Source organism: Gimesia aquarii, from assembly GCF_007748195.1.
GTDB classification, from domain to species: Bacteria; Planctomycetota; Planctomycetia; order Planctomycetales; family Planctomycetaceae; genus Gimesia; species Gimesia aquarii.
The window spans coordinates 4543471-4559836 of record NZ_CP037920.1; the positions used below are offsets into that span (position 1 = coordinate 4543471).

General features: G+C 40.5%; 13 protein-coding genes and 1 tRNA gene. 4 read left to right on the forward strand and 10 right to left on the reverse strand.

Features of this window, described 5'->3' with window-relative positions; genetic code table 11:
* Positions 1 to 51: 51 nt before the first annotated feature.
* The 3 genes from V144x_RS17495 to V144x_RS17505 all read right to left on the reverse strand — a co-directional run bounded on the left by V144x_RS17495 (position 52) and on the right by V144x_RS17505 (position 4794).
* The gene (locus V144x_RS17495) at positions 52 to 1971 is read right to left on the reverse strand and encodes a sulfatase-like hydrolase/transferase (RefSeq protein WP_144986560.1); all 1920 of its coding nucleotides are present in this window, start codon (positions 1969 to 1971) and stop codon (positions 52 to 54) included.
* An 88-nt stretch (positions 1972 to 2059) separates the two neighbouring features.
* Positions 2060 to 3637, reverse strand: a complete 1578-nt coding sequence (locus V144x_RS17500) for a PQQ-binding-like beta-propeller repeat protein (protein ID WP_144986562.1) — start codon at positions 3635 to 3637, stop codon at positions 2060 to 2062.
* Positions 3638 to 3837: 200 nt separating this feature from the next.
* On the reverse strand, positions 3838 to 4794 hold the full coding sequence (locus V144x_RS17505; protein ID WP_197998486.1) for an endonuclease/exonuclease/phosphatase family protein: 957 nt from the start codon (positions 4792 to 4794) through the stop codon (positions 3838 to 3840).
* 243 nt (positions 4795 to 5037) lie between these two features.
* Between V144x_RS17505 and V144x_RS17510 the strand changes: the two genes are divergently transcribed.
* Together V144x_RS17510 and V144x_RS17515 are read left to right on the forward strand one after the other, a co-directional pair.
* Complete coding sequence (locus V144x_RS17510; protein ID WP_144986566.1) at positions 5038 to 5505, forward strand: RidA family protein; 468 nt, start codon at positions 5038 to 5040, stop codon at positions 5503 to 5505.
* Between the two features lie 65 nt (positions 5506 to 5570).
* Entirely contained in the window at positions 5571 to 6971 is a 1401-nt protein-coding gene (locus V144x_RS17515; protein WP_144986568.1) for a PQQ-binding-like beta-propeller repeat protein, read from the forward strand.
* A 53-nt stretch (positions 6972 to 7024) separates the two neighbouring features.
* On the opposite strand, the gene V144x_RS17520 is transcribed toward V144x_RS17515, so the two are convergent.
* The 5 genes from V144x_RS17520 to V144x_RS17540 form a co-directional block, all read right to left on the reverse strand.
* Positions 7025 to 7549, reverse strand: a complete 525-nt coding sequence (locus V144x_RS17520; protein ID WP_197998487.1) for a hypothetical protein — start codon at positions 7547 to 7549, stop codon at positions 7025 to 7027.
* 281 nt (positions 7550 to 7830) lie between these two features.
* Positions 7831 to 8019, reverse strand: a complete 189-nt coding sequence (locus V144x_RS17525) for a Flp family type IVb pilin (protein ID WP_144986572.1) — start codon at positions 8017 to 8019, stop codon at positions 7831 to 7833.
* Positions 8020 to 8355: 336 nt separating this feature from the next.
* On the reverse strand, positions 8356 to 8721 hold the full coding sequence (locus V144x_RS17530) for an STAS domain-containing protein (protein ID WP_144986573.1): 366 nt from the start codon (positions 8719 to 8721) through the stop codon (positions 8356 to 8358).
* Positions 8722 to 8969: 248 nt separating this feature from the next.
* Positions 8970 to 9872 carry a S1C family serine protease gene (locus V144x_RS17535; protein WP_232102563.1) on the reverse strand — a complete coding sequence of 301 codons (903 nt, stop codon included), beginning with the start codon at positions 9870 to 9872 and terminating at the stop codon, positions 8970 to 8972.
* A 389-nt stretch (positions 9873 to 10261) separates the two neighbouring features.
* Entirely contained in the window at positions 10262 to 11077 is an 816-nt protein-coding gene (locus tag V144x_RS17540) for a hypothetical protein (RefSeq protein ID WP_144986577.1), read from the reverse strand.
* 488 nt (positions 11078 to 11565) lie between these two features.
* On the opposite strand from V144x_RS17540, the gene V144x_RS17545 reads away from it, so the two are divergent.
* Positions 11566 to 11639, forward strand: a tRNA-Cys gene (locus V144x_RS17545).
* A gap of 167 nt (positions 11640 to 11806) precedes the next feature.
* On the opposite strand, the gene V144x_RS17550 is transcribed toward V144x_RS17545, so the two are convergent.
* Entirely contained in the window at positions 11807 to 13078 is a 1272-nt protein-coding gene (locus V144x_RS17550) for a hypothetical protein (protein ID WP_232102564.1), read from the reverse strand.
* A 1018-nt stretch (positions 13079 to 14096) separates the two neighbouring features.
* Here V144x_RS17550 and V144x_RS17555 point away from each other — a divergent pair.
* A complete protein-coding gene (locus V144x_RS17555; RefSeq protein WP_197998488.1) occupies positions 14097 to 15272 on the forward strand; it encodes a sigma 54-interacting transcriptional regulator in 1176 nt (391 codons plus the stop codon).
* Between the two features lie 40 nt (positions 15273 to 15312).
* Here V144x_RS17555 and V144x_RS17560 read toward each other — a convergent pair whose 3' ends face one another.
* A complete protein-coding gene (locus V144x_RS17560) occupies positions 15313 to 16314 on the reverse strand; it encodes a type II secretion system F family protein (RefSeq protein ID WP_144986583.1) in 1002 nt (333 codons plus the stop codon).
* Positions 16315 to 16366: the final 52 nt, after the last annotated feature.

Below are 16366 nucleotides of genomic sequence, written 5' to 3' on the forward strand. Positions count from 1 at the left end.
TTCCGTTCTGACATGCTTAAGCAATTTATTCATGTTCACAATGAAGAATCACTATGGCTTCTTGAGATTCGTGGGTGTTTCTTTTTCCTCAATTCTTTCAATCAGTCGTGACACGTATGATTGCAATCTTCGATTCAGGTTTGGATTCTTACGAGGTAGCTGTGTAATTTTCTCTTTGACTGGCGCAACCTTTTCGTCCAGTTTTTCGAGTCCATTCAATGCCAAGATAGCAACGTAAAGCCCATCCTGATTCTGATTTGAAAGCGAAAATAATGTATTAACAGCATTCCGCACATCTTTTTTATTACCAAATTTTCCGAGAGCTTCTGCAGCAATACACCGCACTGATTTTGAAGAATCTTTTAATGACTCTCGTAATTCGTGGCGACCTTGTTGAACTGCATCTCTACCGCTAATCAAGAGGCCCATCGCAGCCCAATAACGAACCGCTGAATTAGAATCCTTCAATCCTGTTATTAGTTGATCCTGGGTATCAGAATTGTTGGATGATGCCAATTCCGCCATCGCCAGAATTTTGGACAAAGGGTAAAGCTCTGTATTTTTCCCGCTGAGGTAGGGAGCCCCACCATCAGAAAGACTGTGAATTTCCGCTTCAGGTAGAAAACCCAAGTCTCGAACTTCTAACAGCTTCTTCTGTTGAGCCTCACGAAGCTTGGCTAAAATGTCCTGGTGATCTCGTGAGGACGCTAGATTATTCACTTCGTCTCGATCTGCCTCCAGATCGTACAATTCCTCTGCTGGTTTCGTCTCCCAGAAATAGGTTTGAGGCGGTTTCAGCTGCCCTGCGTCGTACATTTTCTTCCAGACCTGAGTTGTCGGGGTCTGAAACATATAGTTTAAATACTGACCATACTTTTTATGAGGCATATAATTTCTGATATAGAGATAACGCTTATTTCTGACAGATCGCACCAGATCGTACCGCTCGTCCATGCGACCTCGAAACCCAAATTGATACTGCTGAGCGGGTGCCTCATATTTTCCCATAAACGCATTTCCCTGCATGTGCTCTGGAGGTTTAATCCCAGTCAAGCTTAACAGAGTGGGTGCAAAATCAACAAAGCCAACCAATCGGTCTGACTTACCTTGAGCCTGGTAATCTGCTGGCGCTAAATTTCGAAATTTGGGTGGAATATAAACAACTAACGGAACCTGCAAACCAGAATTGTAAGGCCATCGTTTGCTGCGAGGCATACCTGATCCGTGATCTCCATAATAGAAGACAATCGTATCATCGGCTAATCCTGCGTCTGCCAACTCTTTGAGATTTTTTCCTACCAATGCATCCATTTCAGTAATACGATCGTAGTATTGTGCCCAGTCATGACGTACTTCCGGCGTATCAGGGTGATAAGCGGGAATTCGGACTTTAGCAGGGTCATGTACTAGTTTGTGTGGCCGATTGCGTATCTTACTTTCATGACTAATCGTATGATTAAATACAGCAAAGAAGGGTTGTTCTGGCTTTCTATTCTTCCAATGCGCTTTTCTGCTGGATTCATCCCACACAGTACCTGGTTTGGCTACGTTATAATCCTCTTTACTGTTATTCGTGCAATAGTAACCTGCTTGTCTGAGATACTGAGGATACATCAAAACGCCATCAGGTAGTTTCACCATACTCCGCATATGCTCGGCTCCCAGACAAGTAGGATACATGCCTGTAATTAAAGTCGTTCGTGCGGGAGCACAAACAGGAGCAGTCGACCAGCAGTTAAGGTAGATCATTCCTTGAGATGCCAACTTATCGATATGAGGGGTATCTGCATACTGATCCCCATAACATCCAAGATGAGGCCCATTATCTTCGCTGGTAATCCATAGAATATTGGGACGTCCGACCTCTGAATCCGCTGCAAAAAGCATCAGGTTGAAATTCAATACCACAGCAATGATCAAAGCAAACTGAATCCAACCCATATGATTTCTCAAAGAAGTTCTACACTGCATTTTATTTTCTTTCAGTTCTGATCTTTTAAAAGCGTTGAGATTTTGTTGTTTTTGAATATGAATATCTGACGTTTTTTAATTCACACCATTATTTACTACGTAAGTCATAACATAAAAGTGAATCCTGATCACGTAAAAATAATTTCCCATCGGCTACAACAGGATGAGGCCAAGCGGGCTTTCCACTCCGTTGAGGTTGGTTGAACCGCCCTTTTTCTACATACGCTTTGGGATTGAGCTCAACTAAGGCAATAGGGCCTGCTTCACTCCGCATATAGATATGACCATCAGCACAAGTAAGTGCCCCTTTACCAACAGATCGATTCTGCCAGACTGTTTCTCCATTTGATAAATTGATACAAGTAAGCACACCTGGATCGCTTGACCCATAAACGAACCCATCTACTACCACCATACCACCATGGTGGTTTTTCATATCTTGGGTGAAGAACCCTAGCTGAGCAGTCGCACGATTTTGTGAAGCAGATAATTTAAGCAGAGCACCACCGGTTCCATAGCCTGAGGCATAAAAAATTGCGTTGTTACGAGCGGAGAAAAGTGGGGCAGAGCAGTTCGCTGTTTTATTTGCTGCACGATTATTTCCCCATAAAGGTATTCCAGTTTTGGCGTTAACTCCCATGATTCCATCATGGGTAAAGTTGACATATTGTTTGACACCTCCAACATTCACAATGATGGCAGATGAGTATGCAGCTTTAGGATTACCGGGAACAGCCGCTTTCCAAATCATAGCACCATTCTGCTTATTTAGTGCCACCATAGCTGCTCCCTGACCGCCGGGAGAACAAATCAATTTTTCGCCATCAATTAACGGAGATTCACTAATACCCCACACGATATTACTCGCATTGAATTCTTGAAGGATATTTTTGGTCCATTCCACGTTCCCGTCTCTGGTTGTCATGCAGGAGAGATCTCCATTTGCCCCTAGCGCATATAAAACGTTACCATCAATGGTTGGAGTCGAGCGGGGGCCATTTCCCTGTCCATCTTTAAAAATAGAACCATTTGACTGAGACCAGACTATTTCTCCCGTATTTACGTCAAGGGCAATGACCACTTCTTCATTTGACTTGGTTCCCATAGTAAATAACAGATTTCCACTGAGTGAAACGGAAGAGTACCCTTCTCCTAAACCACGGGCAGTCCACAGTAATTTGGGTGGAGCCTGATTCCAGTCTTTTAACAAGCCTGTCTCTGCAGAAATGTTTGCTCGCCCCGGGCCTCGAAACTGAGTCCATGCTTGAGTTGCATTCCCTTGATTGGCAGATCCAAACTGATCTTTCATCTGCACTTCTTTTTTGCGTTTACTCACACGAGGCTTCGGTTTTGATTTTGTAGCACTACGATTCGTGCTATTCCTTACTGAAAATCGAGTAATTGTTCCAGAGGCTGAAGTAAAAACCGTCGCTCTTTGCCCCACCTTAAATTGATCAAATTTTGTTTTTTTGCCGTTGAACGTTGTGGGAATTGTATCTGGGATTAAAAAGCTTTTTTCTTTACCTTGAGATGATTTGATAACCACTCGTTTTTGGTCTTCCGAAATCGATTGAATAATTCCACTAAAAATAGCAGCATCAATCTGAGACAACCCAAATCCTGAAATCAGACAAAACACCAGACAAAAGAGACGAATCGACCGCATAAGAAGCCCCTCATTTTCGAGATACGAGCCATAATTCCCCAGTATTGCCGCTACCAGGATTGGATTATGTAGACTTGAATTATACTCTAGCACAGACACCGGATGAAGCAGGAAACGTAAATTGATCCATTTTTACGATCTTTTGTAATCTGTTCATTACCCGTTCAGATTTGACAGACAACGAATCAGTTTTGTTTGAATTACCTCAGAAAGACTTCGGTCAACACAGGACGATGGTCAGATACCCAAGTCCATCTATTTTCGCAATGACTGACACCAATCTGATCGTTCACCCAAATACTGTCGAGGTCGAGAACTGGCAGAGGTAAAGGCCAAGTTGCCATATAGCCATCTCCAGCGACTTCAAAAGAATTTTTTAAGTACCTTCTTAAAGGTTGAAAGTGAACTGAATCACTGGGAGTATTAAAATCCCCCAAGACTAAAGCAGGTTGATCGTTTGTTTCAGAAACTAATTTCGCCAATGCGACTAGTGCTTCCTTTCTTGATTTCAATACATTGCTCTTAATGTCTACAAGATAAACCGATAATTCGGCTTTTGCCCTCTGATCTGGCTTCAAACTCAATCGTTCATACTTCCCCATCTCGCTAAGTGTACCTGAACTATGATGTGTAATGGGCACTCTGGATAAGCACACAAAGCCATTCTTTACAACTTGATGAGGATGATCGGGAAATGAATTCAGCCAAAACTGTTTCATTTCAGCTGAACCAGGTCCTGCTTCCACTAGACCGATGAGATCAGCATCCAAATTTCTTAACTCATCTAAAACCGCATCCATGCCCCACAGTCGATCTCCAATATTCCAAAAAGCAATCCGTCTTATTGAACGATTTACCTCTTTTAATTCTAACTGAGAGTTGTTGCGCTGAAATTGAGTGTTCGCACACCAAATCCCCGTAATAATAGATAGCACGAGCCAGACGAAAGCAATTCGATGCCAACCAGCGCGCCAGGATAAAACAAAAAGTATCGCCGCTCCAAAACTTAGTAAAATCAGTGGTGTCATGTAATAAATTAATGTTGATATTACACCTCCGGAATCACGAATCGTTAACCGAATCATTAACGCCAAAACTAAAAACGTAGAGAGGCTGAGAATGAAAATTCTAGACAGCCAGAATCGTGGCCCCTTCATGAATATTAGTAAATTCTGATCTGAGATTTTATTCTCAAAGTTTGTCTTATTCTCAGATTTTTGGAGACTCATATTGACCGTTTTCACTTAAATAGATTTCTCTACTCTGAATTAATTTTGGCTAATTCCATATGTCTATATGTGGTAGATCTCTTCCAAGCTATGTTATGATTTAAGAGTTTTAGTATCAAAGCTGAATTTTCGAAACTCTAACTTCTATTATTCAAGGGAATTCAATTCACAATGAGCCAAACTCCGGAAGAACGCATACAGGAACTGGGACATTCCTTACCATCTCCACCGCAAGCTGTTGGATCATATATTCCGGCTACACAGTTTGGAAATGTGATTGTGACGAGTGGTCAGCTACCTTTTATTGGTTCCGAACTAATGTTTAAAGGAAAAATCGGTGACCAACTTCATGAAGATGATGGTTCCAATGCAGCCAGCTTGTGCCTTTTGAATGCCTTAGCTCAAGTTAAATCTGTTACCGGTGAGCTGTCAAAGATTAATAAAGTGATTCGATTAGAGGGATATGTACATTCTGCTCCTGGATTTGATCGACAACCCTATATCCTGAATGCTGCATCTCAGCTTTTGACAGACATATTTGGCGATATAGGAAAACACACTCGTGTGGCTTTAGGGATTTCAGAAATGCCATTGAATGCTGCCGTTCAATTAGCCCTCTGGGTCGAAATCAAGGAATAGCTAGAGAATTCCAAGCATTAGAAACGTGAATCATTTCGGTATTTCTTTTTAATGGATTCAGAAAGATGCCTTCTCCAGAAATCTTATTTAACTGGATGTACTTTTTTAGTTCACATGCATTTCAAATGAGAATGACCTGTATTTGCCTTGCCTTAATAGTAAACTTGGGTCTTGCAAACGGTCAACTTCCTAAGGTCACTCCTGGCAGTTCTAAATCAAATACAATAGTACCCACGGAAGAACCTGAGGAAAAAGCAACACAGTCTCTACAGAAAGGAACCTGGACTTCCTTTCTTGGGAATCACCGTAATGGAATTTCAGACGAAACCGGGCACAATTTAAACTGGAATCGGCATCGTCCTACCGTTCTCTGGAGGGTCCCCCTGGGAGGCGGTTTTTCTTCGATCGTGGTCGCCGAGGGTCGTATTTGGACTATGGCGACACATCTAAATAATGATTATGTCGTTTGTTTTGATGCGCACACAGGAAAAAAACTATGGTCTACCTTGGCCGCTCCGACTTACCTTGATAGACAAAGACAAGCACGTGGACCACGATCAACGCCAACATATCAAGCAGGCAAATTATACTGTCTCTTACCAGCGGGTGATTTGCTATGCCTCGATAGCGCTTCTGGAAAAGTCACATGGCGAGTGAATATTTTCCAGCTCAGTGGTGCCCAAAGACAAGAACAGAAAACAATTTATTACTGGGGCATGTCAGCTTCACCTCTCATCGAAGGAGATCTAGTGATTCTCCAACCAGGCGGATCCAAAAACAACTCCGTGATTGCCGTTAATAAAAATACCGGAAAATTGGTTTGGGCTGCTGGAAGTGATTCCCCTGGCTATGGCTCTCCGATCGTGATTGAAGCTGAAGATCAAAGACAACTCATCGTCCCTACCGGCCAATCTGTTCTCTCACTTACGCCTGACAAGGGAGATCTGCTCTGGAGAATTGTCTGGGGAAATAAATATAACTGTAACTGCGCCACACCGATCTGGAATGAAGACTCGCTATTTATTTCCTCTGCGTATGGAACTGGTTGTATGCGATTTGCGTTAACTACGCAGAATGAACAAATTCGCCCTATTTCACGCTGGAAAAACCTTGCACTTCAAAATCAATTTGCCACAAGTATTATCAAGGATGGATATATTTATGGTCCACATGGAGACTTGGCTTCAGTCACATATCGCTGCCTTGATATGCAACGCGGTAAAGTGCAATGGATCTCCAGGCGAGTAGGAAAGTGCACACAAATCGCTGTGCAAGACCACATAATTTGTCTCACAGAGCAGGGAACACTGATTTTAATTGAAGCGAATCCAACTGAGTATCGTGAAAAAGGAAAACTCACTGGACTACTCAGCTTTAAAGCTTGGGCGCATCCAGCAATTGCAAACAAAAGGCTTTATATTCGAGACGAAAAAAGGCTCATCTGCATCGACCTTAAACAAAAATAGCCGCGGAAAGGGACCAACCAAACCACGGCTTATACTAAAAATGCTGATGACTATTATTCAGTGGGAGCGGAAATCAATTCTTTTTCTAGACTTTTCAGTTTTTGTTGTTGCTCCTTAACTAACTTTTTTTGTGCCTCAATCTCTTTCTTTAAAGTCTGTTGATCCTTTTTTCCCTCTACTTTTTTTCGCTGAGGAAATACCCTTCTTGGTGGATTCCTTAACTTTGCCAACGCTTTTTTATTTTCCGCTTTGACACGTGCCAGAATTTGATCAGATTGAAAAATTGTCCTGCGTGCTTCTTGAAGCACAGAACGCTTCTTGCCATCTGAGCCTTTGACTTCCTCGTCTTCGATATCATTTTCGACATCAGAAAGAGCGTCATAAAAAGCACGACCAAGTTTTGTTTTTAAATCATCTCGATCATATTTAGAAAAATCCTGCTCTTCTTTTTTAGTTTGTTTCTGAGAAACAAGCGTCTCTGACTTGGCTTCTTTTTCTTTTTGTTGAGCAGAACTCATGCTGATCATAGTGATGTAAAATAAGCCCATCACCACAGCTAATGCCAATAGTCGCTTCATCGATCTGCCTCACTCAATGACTAAAAGTACAATATGCTTTTACGCTACTTATTCTTCGGATCTATTATATTCATACCATTCAACTTATTCCAACCCTTTTAACGCAAAAAGGCTAACCCGGTTTTCTCATAAGCCTTTATTTTGTTTAGAGGCCATCAAAACCTAAATCGGCTTATCCGGGAATGGTAAAAAAGGTCTTTTACACAGAAGCAAATAAAAAAGCCTGTGTATAATACACAGGCGATGGGATATCATCAAAAAGTATACATAATACCAATATTTCAGGAATTGATTGCATTGATTGCGTTTGCTAAATCCATTAATTCATTGATCAATGCACTACGTAATGTAGTGAGACCAGCAATCGCACCAATTCCAATGATAGTAAGCAGCAGCAGATATTCAACAAATACAGCACCGCGGACTTTTTGCTTCCACTTTTGTGATTGTGTCCGGATTTTGTTTAACACAGGTCGCCCTTTCAAGTAGTCCAGATAGAAAATCCTCTTAACGAATATTAAGCACAACCTGTACCAATCTTTCGAAATATTGGAGTTCTACAAGTTTCGAAACTATATTACTAGAAAAGAGCAGTCATTTCAGCTGTTATCTAACATTTACCACACTAGATGCCCATAAACACACGTTCCTATTGGATAAAGGAAAGTAACAAAAACGAGTAAACTGTTAGCAAAGTGTAAACAATCAGATACATTCTATATATTATAGAGTCCAAGAAGATACATTTCTCAAGAGATGAGGAGAAATAAGAAAGATGTACAGAGTGATGTGATTAAAGCATTTTGTTACGAGTTCAATGCTTTAATAGCTTCATCTCTATTCGCATAGGTTTCCCAGAGCTTATCAAGATGGGTTACCTGCAAAACTTCTGTACAATATTCGCTGAGGCCACAAATACAAAATCGTCCGCCATCTCGGTGATTGAGGCGATTCCACATTCTAAAGATGACTTCAATAAAGGCAGACCCAAAAAATAATGTATGAGAAAGGTCTAGCACAACTACTGGAGGTGATGCGGTTTCAGCAACTTGTAGTAGTACCTCTGTCAACGCATCGAGTCTTGGTTCATCCAGATTCTCGTACTCTGGCCCCAAGGCCACTACAGTGACTTGACCCTCTTTGACTATTTCTGGTGGATAATCGGCAGGCATAATAGAACTGTCAACAAGATCGTCGTTTGTAAAGACCCAGCTTATACTAAAAGAAGGGATATCAAAGGAACCTACACATAGTAATCCATATCAACAAAGTGTCAACCAAGAAACCTAATCTCATCTCTAAGATATATCAGCGTAAGTCCATTAAAATCGATTATTTAACGACACTAAGGTTGCTTAAAATACCATCGAGTCTCAAGTCGATTAGCCACAACTGAAGTGTGAGAACTAAAAAACAGATGTTATTGTTCGTTTTTCCACTCTTGTAATTTCGTTGACAACTTGATTTTTTGATTATTTCGCAAAACGATTAGAGTCACTTCATCACCAACCTTATGTGCTTCTAAGGCATCCAATAAATCATTCGCATCAGAAATTGGCATTTGATCCACCTGCATAATTAAGTCGCCGAGCACCAAATTCCCTTTATTATCTAATCTGATTGCCTCCAGACCAGCTAAATCAGCGGCTCCTCCCGGAATCACATTTCTTACCATGACTCCATGCGAATCTCTCGGTAATAGATTATTTAGCCTAAGCCTTCGAGTCAAAAAATCATCAACCCCGGTAAAGTTCAAACTGGGAATCTGAATTACTCCGTAACGTATCAACTGAGGAACAAATCGACTCACCAGATCGACGGGCACTGCGTATCCTATTCCTGCATAAACATGAGAAGAACTATAGATAGCGGTATTCATCCCTATTAAAAGACCGGAACTATCAAGTAACGGGCCACCTGAATTTCCAGGATTGATTGCAGCATCAGTTTGAATGACATTTCTAATAGACCTACCTGTGACTGAGATAATTTCTCGCCCCAAGCCACTAATAATGCCGATTGTTAGTGTTTGATCTAGACCAAAAGGGTTACCGATAGCCAGAACTGTTTGGCCCACCTGAAGATCTGTGGAAGCCCCTACTTTAATTGGTCTTAATTGCTCACTGGGTGCGTTAATCTTTAAAACCGCCAGATCTTTAGAGGGCGCGAATCCCACATAAGTTGCCTTCCAGGTGCTATTGTCTGCCAACGTAACTGATACTTCATCCGCTTTCTGTATTACGTGGAAGTTCGTTACAATGTGCCCCTTACGATCCCAGATAAACCCACTTCCTGAACCCTGTGGGGTTTTTTGAAGGTTCATACTGAGTGGACCTGCCTCAAGAGCAATTTCTGAAGTACGAATATGTACAACTGATGGCGAAGACTCACGGAATAACTCAATGGTTCTTAACTCGGATTGAGTAAGATCCGTTCGCTCAGGGATTCGAAAATCAGGCTGCCTCAATTTTCTGCTGACTAATTCATATGTCATTACAGTAATCAGGACAAATAGAATTATTATCAGCCATTTCTGAGAAATTGATGATTTTCTTGCAGGAGAGTCAAACCGAAGTAATTGTTGCTCTGGAGTCATTTCCTAAGAATTTCACAGAAAAAGAAAGGTCGAGGCATCCAGTACGAAATATTTATTTTTAGCACACCTAATTAAAAATCGCAATTTTATAAAGGGAAACCGAGTGATTCTGGAAATTACTGAAGTTTTGCTGCGACGGAATTGAGATCACTTACCGCTTTGATAAATCGTTTTTTCAACTTTGGTGAAAGCTCTGAAAATGCTGATTGAACTTCTGGAGTCAACATCTTGTAGCTGCGTTCTACTGCAGAGCAAATGCGTTTAATTGCCTGCTCAGGAGAAATTTCCGGTTTTGCAACCACAGACACTTCTGATCCCGAATCTTTTGGGGCAGGGGCAGCTGCACCGGATCGGAACGGGCTATAATCATTTCCTGAACCGCCTACATCGCGAGCATGACCACCAACTGTAGCAGGTGAGTCCGACTGCTCGCGCGAACCAGTACCACTCCGTTCAGATTGTTCATAATCGAGAGGATCTTTTACGGAAATTGGTTCATCGGAAATAAATGTGACTTCAGAATCAACAGAATATTCTTCAAATGGCTCTGAAATTGAAAGATCTTCACCATTCAGGGCGCGTCTCCAGGCTTTCAATTCTGCAACGGTTGCCTTGTTTTCTTCTGCCCATTGCAAACATTCCGGTGCATCATCCCAAGTTAAAGCGATATAAAAATGTGACCATTTCAGCGAAGCATACTGATCACGCACATCTCCGAATGTCTCCCATACTCTTCTACGCTGGTACACTTGATCTCCGCTTATACCAACCATGGCACCAAAATCAGCATCAGTTTTTCCTTTAGCATATTTCTTTGTCCATTGGGCCGCACATTCGCCTATCACCCAACTGCTATCGCTCAATGCTTCTCTGGCACGCTCTATTAATTGATCTTCAGATAGTTTTGATGTCGAGTCTGGATGCTTAGTCATATCTTTAATTCTATGAATATAAAAATGGAAAGCTCTCTCTGAATTATCTAACAAAATTCAAATTGAAGGTAATCTTAACCCTCGGTTTGAGAGAGAAGGACGAAAAAAAATGAACCTGTAACACATAAAATACCTCAATGATTCAGCAAAGAAGGTACTCAATTGATGCTACACTGATTGAATTCAGAATTCCACCAACGCAAGGATCTTAGTGATGGAGAAGCTGTTTTCAGCCGCTATGTCTTTCCCAACCTTTTTCACTGGTAGTCTGATACTGACATTTCAAAACTCAAGTTAATTTAGGGAATTTACAGAATTAATTCTGAAGATGTGCTCTTTGCTTGACCTAACTTCGATCGGTTATTAGGATTCGGTCAAATTCAGACAAAGAAGCGTCGAATAATGACTCTATCGCTTCTGTTGATTAAATGGTTTCAGCACAATAAACTCTTCTAAAATAAGAGCTTATTGTGCTGAGAGAGCTTTAAGGCGCCGTAGCCAAGTGGTCCAAGGCGGCGGATTGCAAATCCGTTATTCCCCGGTTCGAATCCGGGCGGCGCCTCTTCTCCTTAAAAGTGCCTTTCTGATGAAATACTGAACGCTCCTCATGCACAACAATTGAAAAATTGTGTTCTATTTGAATCGTCTTACTAAAACCAAACACAAAAAAACCCTGACAGCAATTTATGCTGTCAGGGTTTTGACACAAAATCTTCTATGTTGTCTGAATTAATCACTAAGTTTTCTTTTATAATCGGATAACTTCTCTGAATTTTTTAAACAATGGACTAGAGAAACATCGCTGTCAAGCCTGCCTCTTCGATCTCTAATTGAGTCGGCAAGGTTCAACATCTGATCTAATCCAACATTTAATTCTTTATCAATTGATTGGGAATCAGTTGTCTTTAAATCTGCTAATTCAGTTCCTGCCGCCTTCCACATCAACCACGACGAAGTAACGTCATGGAGACTAGCCGTTCCGGCAGGATAATACTGATTGGCCCTCAAATTCCAGGCTGCTTTAGCATACTGCATACTCTCTGTAAATAACTCCTGGCTCCTTCCCTTGCGATTATTATTCAGCGAGTACTTTCCTTTTGCATACGATAAATGAGCTTTAGAAAGGTCAAGCAAATCGGCTCTTCCTAGTCCTGCTCCATTTGAAGCCATCCAATTGATATCCGTTTTGATTTCTTCAAGCCTACGTTCATATGTTTCAAAACTCGCCGTGTCGTTTTTTGTATTCTGATAAAATAGATCTAGTTCCTGATTGGCATTATTGACAGAGCTTAGGGCCCTTCGGTATTCAGATAAATCTGCTTCACCAACTTGAGCCTCTATATTTCGAATTGCATAATATTCAGCTGAATTCTTAGAAATCGCTTCTAAAGCAAACTGTTGAGCATCTCTATCCTGATTAACACGAGCGATTTCGTATTGGTTTTGTGCTAAAAGTAACTTTGCGTGGACAAGGTCCCCATACCAACCTTGAGATGCAGGTTGATCAAACTCTTGTAATTGCTCTACAGCTTGTTGTATCAGTTGTTGTTTCTGTTCTAAAAGAAACCCTTTGTTTTGTTTAGTTTTTTGAATCTCAGCCACTTCAATTTTTGTATCAAAAGCAATTTTTAATGCAAGATTATAATCAACAAGAGGCATTAATCCTCTCGTAAAGGAATTAGTACTCTGGCGAACCAGGTCATTGGCTCGATTTTCTGTTTGTCGTAAATGCTTCTTTAATTGTGCAGAATCCCTTCGTTTTTTTGGGGAAAAAATGATTTTTTTAGCTGAATGAACTTTTTCTGAATGGCTCTTCTGTTTTTGAGTTCCAGTACGTTCTGGAACCACATTTAAAGGGATGAATTTATTATGATATTCGTGTTCTAAGTTTGAATTATAGGAAGTAAAAGACTGCTCCATGTCGGTGGCAATTGATTCTCCTTCTGAATTCAAGAAGCGATGAATTGACTGCTGTAAGCCGGGTTCATTATCTCCTGTCATCAAATCCGAATTCGGATGAGACTTAGACCAGTACATGAAACTTATCATTGAGCAGATAATGATAGAGCAAATATAGAAATGAGTTCGATCGTTCATAGAAACACAAAATCGCTTGAAAAAATGAAACCCAAATTGATAGGAGTAATTGGGATTTTGAAAAAGCGATCCGTGCTATCTATAACTACTTTTCCTTTAGTTAGGTATCGGCATGATCATTTTTTAAAAATGCAAATTCAAAAAATGGCCATGCAATATGATTGAGAAGCATTTCTGATAGTGGCATAGAATCTGATACGACATGACTAACTATACTGACACGTCTTATCCCTATTTGTATTCTCAACCAAATCCTCTAAAAACATCCTTTTCAACCCAATCATCCCATCCCTTTATTTCATAAGAGATTGTGAGCTTTTTTAGATTACCTCGTCTAATTAAAAAGTTTTCCAAGAAGTGTTTGCAGAGAGATATCAAGGAATGAAACGTATCGTTCAACCTGCTTAAAATAAACATTAGTACACATTAGTATAAAACATTTCGAATCTGTTACCTATTTCCTCAAAGTTACATGTTTGCTTATAGTGATAACTTTTGTTATCGTAACTCCAACAACACATATAACGCATTTTATCTATTTAACTTATATTTTAATTCTTACACCTTTAGCACAAGTAATTGTGCATCTTGAACAAATAACAGATCACCACAACAGACCAACCCCAAACTCCGATCTGTTTTGACGAGAACAAAAGGACTCATGATGCCCTCTCTTGGATTAATTTATTCGCAGGACTCCGATATGGAGTCAGTTCTTAGACCGTGCATTGAAAAAGATATTAATAGATGTCTGAAAAGTGTCGCATCGCTCAGCGAACTGAAAAGTCATCTAATGGAAACATCTCCCACTACTTTATATCTTGATTTGAGGGCAAATGAGTGTTCTCTCTCAAATGATGATCGCATTGAAGTCCTCACATATTTGAGAGAAACCTGTAATTCACCTCTCAAAGTGGTATCTGTGATTGATCAATTTTTACCACTTGAATTGACAGAATCTGCCATTTTTTTGACAGATACATTTTTGGAATACCCTCCCGCTCCTGAAGAGTTTCAATCACTTGCTAAAGAATTATTGGAAACTGAAGCAGTCATCAAGCCGTCAACCTTACCAAAATCCCGTAAGATTTGTGGTGGTAATACTCATGTTACAACTTATACACCGCCGATGATTCCGATCATTGATCAGCTATCAAAAATTGCCAAACACAATGTTACTTTACTACTTGTCGGGGAAACCGGAACTGGCAAAACAACTTTAGCTTCTATGATCCATGAGCTTTCTCCACGAAACTCGGAGCCTTTTCAAAATATCGCTTGCGGTGCTTTACCATCGGATTTAATAGAAAGTGAACTATTTGGTCATATACGTGGAGCTTTTACTGGAGCTGAGCGTAGTAAAATCGGTCGCTTTGAAGCAGCAGGAAAGGGGACCTTGCTTTTAGATGAAATTGATATCCTTTCTGCGAAAGACCAGGCAAAGCTCCTTAAAGTCATTGAAACTGGTCAATTTGAACCAGTCGGTTCTACAGAATCTCGTCTTTCTGAAGCAAGACTTGTAGTAGCATCCAACGTAGAGTTGGAGGAGTTGACACAGAAAAACATATTCCGTTCTGATTTGTATTATCGTTTAAATGTGCTGCAATTTCGACTACCTGCGTTAAGAGAACGCCCCAATGATATCATTCCACTTTCTATACAATTCATCAAAGAATGTTGTAAGCAACATTCTATCAAGATCAGCAAAATACATCGTAAAGTAATTCAGATGCTTCAACAGTATCATTGGCCTGGTAACTTAAGGGAATTGAAAAACCAGATTCAGCGCGCTGTCTTATTTTCGGATCAAGGTGAATTGACCACTGATGAATTTTCACCCAATATTCTCCAGGAAAGCCTGTCTTCTGTTAGAAATGGTTTTCAAATAACACAAGAACCAACAACATTAGCAGATCAGGTTGCGATGAGTGAAAAGCATCTGTTACAGAAATCTTTGTCCGAGAATGGTTACCGCAAAACAGCAACCGCGAAAGCATTGGGAATTAGTCGAGTAGGTCTGTACAAAAAAATGAGAAAGTATGGAATGCTTGAAACAAAGAAACCTGCTACTCCTCAAAACCTACTTACCGAAAGTTAATGTTGGTAACAGAATCATCAACGAATGATGCCAACTAACTTCAATTAGTACTATTTGATTGGTTTATTACTGATTGAGATGTAGTGCTGATTGATTCTCCATACGAGTCTGACTCTAAAATTCCACCAGGCTGATGCTCACGAATTATAAAGTTTCGTAGTTCAAGTACCGCTGGTCCAAAGAACAATATGTAAATTGGAGGAGCCATACAAAAAATCACAGGAAAGAGTAACTTTATACTTGTTTTGCTTGAATTTTCTTCTGCACGTTGTCGGTATTTTCTACGCACACCATCAGCAAAATCAATTAAAGCCGTGGAAACATTTGTCCCTAGTCTTTCTGTCTGCGAAATCATTAACGAAAGTGCGTTTACATCCGGAGCATCAATTCTTTTTGCAAATTGTTTAAGGGCATCAGACATAGAATTCGCATCAGCATGTCGACGGATGATATCAAATTCTACTGCAATGTCTGGATGAGAAAAACGAACTTCTTCTGTAACACGCTGTAGGGCGGTTCTGAGTGGTACACCACCAGTCAAACACATCATCACCAGATCGAGCGCATCTGGCAACCCCTTTTGAATTCGATGAACTCTGCGGTTGGCCTGATTATGTAACACAAAACGGGGAAGACCATACCCTCCACCAGCGACCACAAGACCCACAATTATTATAATCTCTGGAAGACTTGAGCCAGGATCTGCTGCAATACAACCAATCCCTGTGACGATTAAAACTAGAACAACTAACAAATTTCGGGTTGCCAAGTATTCAACCAGTGCTGTCGAGCGATAATAGCCAGCTCTTTTAAGATCAAGCTCAATTTTTTGAATTTCATTCTCCGTTTGTGGAATAACGGCTGCCATTGCACGACGAAACGGACCTACGTTTGAAGAAGAGTAGTAATTCGAACTTTGATCATTCAGGTTCAAATTACGTTTTTTTCCTGAACGGCGTCCAACTGCAATCGCATCTCCAATTAAGAAGAAAACCAAGCATGCTAAAATAAAGGTGCCAATAGTGATAATGTCAAGAAACATAGAACTCTCTTTTATTTGAAATCTGAATAACTAACTTAAAAAGTTGATTCAT